The organism is Pseudomonas sp. (assembly GCF_037994325.1).
Classification (GTDB): domain Bacteria; phylum Pseudomonadota; class Gammaproteobacteria; order Pseudomonadales; family Pseudomonadaceae; genus Aquipseudomonas.
Genome location: NZ_JBBNAH010000158.1, coordinates 1 through 4,474 on the forward strand (window position 1 = coordinate 1; position 4,474 = coordinate 4,474).

Sequence of the window (4,474 nt, forward strand, 5' to 3'; positions counted from 1 at the left end):
GAGCACATCCTGCTGTCCCGCCAGGTAGGCGTTCCGTACATCGTGGTCTTCCTGAACAAGGCTGACATGGTTGACGACGCTGAGCTGTTGGAACTGGTTGAGATGGAAGTTCGCGATCTGCTGAGCACCTACGAGTTCCCAGGCGACGACACTCCGATCATTATCGGTTCCGCTCTGATGGCTCTGAACGGCCAAGACGATAACGAAATGGGCACTACCGCTGTTAAGAAGCTGGTAGAAACTCTGGATAGCTACATTCCTGAGCCGGTTCGTGTAATCGACAAGCCGTTCCTGATGCCAATCGAAGACGTATTCTCGATCTCCGGTCGCGGTACTGTAGTTACCGGTCGTATCGAGCGCGGTATCGTCAAGGTTCAAGAGCCTTTGGAAATCGTTGGTCTGCGCGACACTACTCAGACTACTTGCACTGGCGTTGAAATGTTCCGCAAGCTGCTCGACGAAGGTCGTGCTGGCGAAAACTGCGGCGTACTGCTGCGCGGTACCAAGCGCGAAGATGTTGAGCGTGGTCAGGTACTGGCAAAGCCGGGTTCGGTTAAGCCGCACACCAAGTTCGAAGCTGAGGTTTACATCCTGAGCAAAGATGAGGGTGGTCGTCACACTCCGTTCTTCAAAGGCTACCGTCCTCAGTTCTACTTCCGTACTACCGACGTTACTGGTAGCTGCGAACTGCCGGAAGGCGTTGAGATGGTAATGCCGGGCGACAACATCAAGATGGTTGTTACCTTGATCAAGTCGATCGCGATGGAAGATGGTCTGCGTTTCGCGATTCGCGAAGGCGGCCGTACCGTTGGTGCTGGCGTTGTTGCAAAAATCATCGAGTAATCGTTGATTTGTTAAAAAGCCCCCGCTTGCGGGGGCTTTTTTATTGAGTTGACACCTATAGGGGGCGTCTATAGAATTGCGCCTCCTTTTAACGGGCGTATTGCGTCCGTTGGGAATAGCAACTGGGAGTCTGTGGACAATGCAAAATCAACAAATCCGGATTCGGTTAAAGGCTTTTGATCATCGCCTTATTGACCAGTCCACCCAGGAAATCGTGGAAACCGCGAAACGTACTGGTGCTCAAGTGCGTGGTCCGATTCCTCTGCCCACTCGCAAAGAGCGTTTCACTGTTCTGGTTTCTCCGCACGTCAACAAAGATGCGCGAGATCAGTACGAGATTCGCACTCACAAGCGCGTTCTGGACATCGTTCAGCCAACGGATAAAACCGTCGACGCTCTTATGAAGCTTGATCTTGCAGCTGGTGTGGAAGTTCAGATCAGCCTCGGCTAAAACCGTTTGGTTTTAGTCGTGTAACGCTCTGAAATGGGCGGCCATAGCGGGTGAAAGCCCCGTACACTCATGAGGTTTACAACATGACTATTGGTGTAGTCGGTCGTAAATGCGGTATGACCCGTATTTTCACCGAAGAAGGTGTCTCCATTCCGGTTACGGTCATTGAGATCGAGCCGAATCGCGTCACCCAGTTTAAGACTGAAGAAAGCGATGGCTATCGTGCAGTGCAAGTCACTGTCGGTGAGCGTCGTGCTTCGCGCGTGACTGCTGCTCAAGCAGGTCACTTCGCTAAAGCAAACGTAGCTGCCGGTCGCGGCGTCTGGGAGTTCCGTCTTGAAGAAGGCGACTACCAGGCTGGCGATCTGATCAATGCAGAAATTTTCCAAGCAGGTCAGCTGGTGGATGTCACCGGTCAGTCCAAGGGTAAAGGCTTCGCCGGTACCATCAAGCGCTGGAACTTCCGCGGTCAAGATAACACCCACGGTAACTCCGTCTCCCACCGCGTCCCTGGCTCTATCGGCCAGTGCCAGACTCCTGGTCGTGTATTCAAGGGCAAAAAAATGTCCGGTCATATGGGCGCTGAGCGCGTGACCGTGCAGTCCCTCGAAGTAGTGCGCGTCGACGCTGAACGCAATCTGCTGCTGGTTAAGGGCGCTGTTCCTGGCGCTACCGGTGGCAACCTGGTTGTGCGTCCGGCAGCCAAGGCTCGCGGTTAAGGGGAAGCTGACATGCAATTAAATGTAAATGGCGCTCAGGCGATCGAAGTTTCCGAACTGACCTTCGGCGGCGAATTCAACGAGACACTGGTGCACCAGGCGGTCGTGGCCTATATGGCTGGCGGTCGTCAGGGCAGCAAGCAGCAAAAGACCCGTTCTGACGTGTCCGGCGGCGGTAAGCGCCCGTGGCGTCAAAAGGGTACTGGTCGCGCTCGTGCCGGTACTATCCGTAGCCCAATCTGGCGTGGCGGCGGTACCACTTTCGCAGCCCGCCCTCAGGATCACAGCCAAAAGCTGAACAAGAAGATGTATCGCGCAGCCTTGCGCTCCATTCTTGCTGAGCTGGTACGTAGTGATCGTCTGGTTGTGGTTGAAGACTTCGCAGTCGACGCACCAAAAACCAAAACTCTGCTTAACAAGCTGAATGGCATGGGTCTGACTGATGTTCTGATCGTGTCTGATGCTGTTGATCAGAATCTGTACCTGGCTGCTCGCAACCTTCCGCACGTCGATGTTCGTGACGTTCAAGGTTCTGATCCGGTCAGTCTGATCGCATACGACAAAGTGTTGATCACTGTGTCGGCCGTGAAGAAATTCGAGGAGCTGCTGGGATGAACCAGGAACGCGTATTTAAAGTGCTACTTGGCCCGCACGTCTCTGAGAAAGCCACGGTTTTGGCTGACAAAAAAGGCCAGTTCGTTTTCAAGGTTGCTACTGATGCAACCAAGCTGGAAATCAAAAAGGCCGTCGAAAGCCTGTTCAGTGTGAAAGTAGAGCGTGTTACTACCCTGAATGTTTTGGGTAAGAGCAAGCGTACTGCTCGCGGTCTGGGCAAGCGTAACGACTGGAAGAAGGCAGTTATCTCCCTTCAACCAGGCCAAGATCTCGATTTCAGCAGCAGTGCTGAGTAAGGAAGGGGTGCATCATGGCAATCGTTAAATGCAAACCGACCTCCGCTGGCCGCCGTTTTGTGGTCAAGGTGGTCAACCAGGAGCTGCACAAAGGCGCTCCTTACGCTCCGCTGCTCGAGAAGAAGTCGAAGACTGGTGGTCGTAACAACAATGGCCGCATTACCACTCGTCACATCGGTGGTGGTCATAAGCAGCATTACCGTTTGGTCGATTTCCGTCGCAACGACAAAGATGGCATTGCTGCCACCGTCGAGCGTATTGAATACGATCCGAACCGTACCGCTCACATCGCTCTGCTGTTGTACGCAGATGGCGAGCGCCGTTACATCATCGCCCCTAAAGGCGTGAGTGCTGGCGACCAGTTGATCTCGGGCGCTCTCGCTCCGATCAAACCGGGCAACTCGCTTCAACTGCGTAACATTCCAGTCGGTAGCACCATTCATGGTGTTGAGTTGAAGCCGGGCAAAGGTGCTCAGATCGCTCGTTCCGCTGGTGCTTCGGCCCAGTTGATCGCTCGTGAAGGTGCTTACGTGACCTTGCGTCTGCGTTCCGGTGAAATGCGTAAAGTGCTGGCTGAATGCCGTGCGACCCTGGGCGAAGTCTCGAACTCCGAGCATAGCCTGCGTTCGCTGGGTAAAGCTGGTGCCAAGCGCTGGCGTGGCGTTCGCCCAACCGTTCGTGGTGTTGCCATGAACCCGGTTGACCACCCACATGGTGGTGGTGAAGGTCGTACCTCTGGTGGTCGTCATCCGGTGTCTCCATGGGGCTTCCCGACTAAGGGCGCGAAGACTCGTGGTAACAAACGCACCGATAACATGATCGTCCGTCGTCGCAAGTAAATAGAGGGATACGACAGTGCCACGTTCTCTGAAAAAAGGTCCTTTTATCGATCTTCACCTATTGAAGAAGGTCGAAGTGGCGGTGGAAAAGAACGATCGCAAGCCGGTGAAAACCTGGTCGCGCCGTTCGATGATCCTGCCACAAATGGTCGGTCTGACCATTGCTGTGCATAACGGTCGTCAACATGTTCCAGTTCTCGTGAACGAAGACATGGTCGGTCACAAACTGGGCGAGTTCGCCGGTACCCGCACATATCGCGGGCACGTGGCTGACAAGAAAGCCAAGCGTTAAGGGGTAAGGAAATGGAAGTAGCCGCTAAGTTGTCGGGCGCTCGAATCTCCGCCCAGAAAGCCCGCTTGGTCGCCGACCAAATCCGCGGGAAGAAGGTGGGCGAAGCGCTCAACCTGCTGGCTTTTAGCAGTAAGAAAGCCGCGGAAATCATGAAGAAAGTGCTGGAGTCGGCTGTGGCCAACGCTGAGCACAACGAAGGCGCTGACGTGGACGACCTTAAAGTCTCTACCGTTTTCGTCAACGAAGGGCGTTCGCTGAAGCGCATCATGCCACGTGCCAAAGGCCGTGCTGATCGCATCGTCAAGCGGTCTTGCCATATCACTGTCAAGGTTGCTGACAAGTAACGGAGTCGAAGAGATGGGTCAGAAAGTACATCCCATTGGCATTCGCCTGGGAATCGTCAAGGAGCACACCTCCGT

At 54.4% G+C, this 4,474-nt stretch carries 8 protein-coding genes and 1 pseudogene; all 9 read left to right on the forward strand.

The features are described from left to right. Positions 1-843 (forward strand): elongation factor Tu (locus AAAB16_RS05270; protein ID WP_340662399.1); only part of this gene is annotated, 843 nt, incomplete at its 5' end. A 139-nt stretch (positions 844-982) separates the two neighbouring features. Further along, the gene (rpsJ, locus tag AAAB16_RS05275) at positions 983-1,294 is read left to right on the forward strand and encodes a 30S ribosomal protein S10 (RefSeq protein ID WP_003186070.1); all 312 of its coding nucleotides are present in this window, start codon (positions 983-985) and stop codon (positions 1,292-1,294) included. A gap of 83 nt (positions 1,295-1,377) precedes the next feature. Then, the gene (gene rplC, locus AAAB16_RS05280) at positions 1,378-2,013 is read left to right on the forward strand and encodes a 50S ribosomal protein L3 (protein ID WP_108096534.1); all 636 of its coding nucleotides are present in this window, start codon (positions 1,378-1,380) and stop codon (positions 2,011-2,013) included. Between the two features lie 12 nt (positions 2,014-2,025). Continuing rightward, entirely contained in the window at positions 2,026-2,628 is a 603-nt protein-coding gene (rplD, locus tag AAAB16_RS05285; protein WP_110618208.1) for a 50S ribosomal protein L4, read from the forward strand. Beyond that, a complete protein-coding gene (rplW, locus tag AAAB16_RS05290; RefSeq protein WP_002555488.1) occupies positions 2,625-2,924 on the forward strand; it encodes a 50S ribosomal protein L23 in 300 nt (99 codons plus the stop codon). The genes rplD and rplW overlap by 4 nt, the downstream gene beginning before the upstream one ends. A gap of 14 nt (positions 2,925-2,938) precedes the next feature. Continuing rightward, positions 2,939-3,763 carry a 50S ribosomal protein L2 gene (rplB, locus tag AAAB16_RS05295; protein ID WP_108096532.1) on the forward strand — a complete coding sequence of 275 codons (825 nt, stop codon included), beginning with the start codon at positions 2,939-2,941 and terminating at the stop codon, positions 3,761-3,763. A 16-nt stretch (positions 3,764-3,779) separates the two neighbouring features. Beyond that, on the forward strand, positions 3,780-4,055 hold the full coding sequence (gene rpsS, locus AAAB16_RS05300) for a 30S ribosomal protein S19 (protein WP_003255482.1): 276 nt from the start codon (positions 3,780-3,782) through the stop codon (positions 4,053-4,055). Between the two features lie 11 nt (positions 4,056-4,066). Next, on the forward strand, positions 4,067-4,399 hold the full coding sequence (rplV, locus tag AAAB16_RS05305) for a 50S ribosomal protein L22 (RefSeq protein ID WP_003103908.1): 333 nt from the start codon (positions 4,067-4,069) through the stop codon (positions 4,397-4,399). Positions 4,400-4,412: 13 nt separating this feature from the next. Continuing rightward, a pseudogene (locus AAAB16_RS05310) lies at positions 4,413-4,474 on the forward strand (30S ribosomal protein S3); the annotation flags it as partial.

Coding starts and splice junctions, on each gene's coding strand:
- rpsJ (WP_003186070.1), top strand. CDS start 983: ATGCAAAATCAACAAATCCGGATTCGGTTAAAGGCTTTTGATCATCGC.
- rplC (WP_108096534.1), top strand. CDS start 1,378: ATGACTATTGGTGTAGTCGGTCGTAAATGCGGTATGACCCGTATTTTC.
- rplD (WP_110618208.1), top strand. CDS start 2,026: ATGCAATTAAATGTAAATGGCGCTCAGGCGATCGAAGTTTCCGAACTG.
- rplW (WP_002555488.1), top strand. CDS start 2,625: ATGAACCAGGAACGCGTATTTAAAGTGCTACTTGGCCCGCACGTCTCT.
- rplB (WP_108096532.1), top strand. CDS start 2,939: ATGGCAATCGTTAAATGCAAACCGACCTCCGCTGGCCGCCGTTTTGTG.
- rplV (WP_003103908.1), top strand. CDS start 4,067: ATGGAAGTAGCCGCTAAGTTGTCGGGCGCTCGAATCTCCGCCCAGAAA.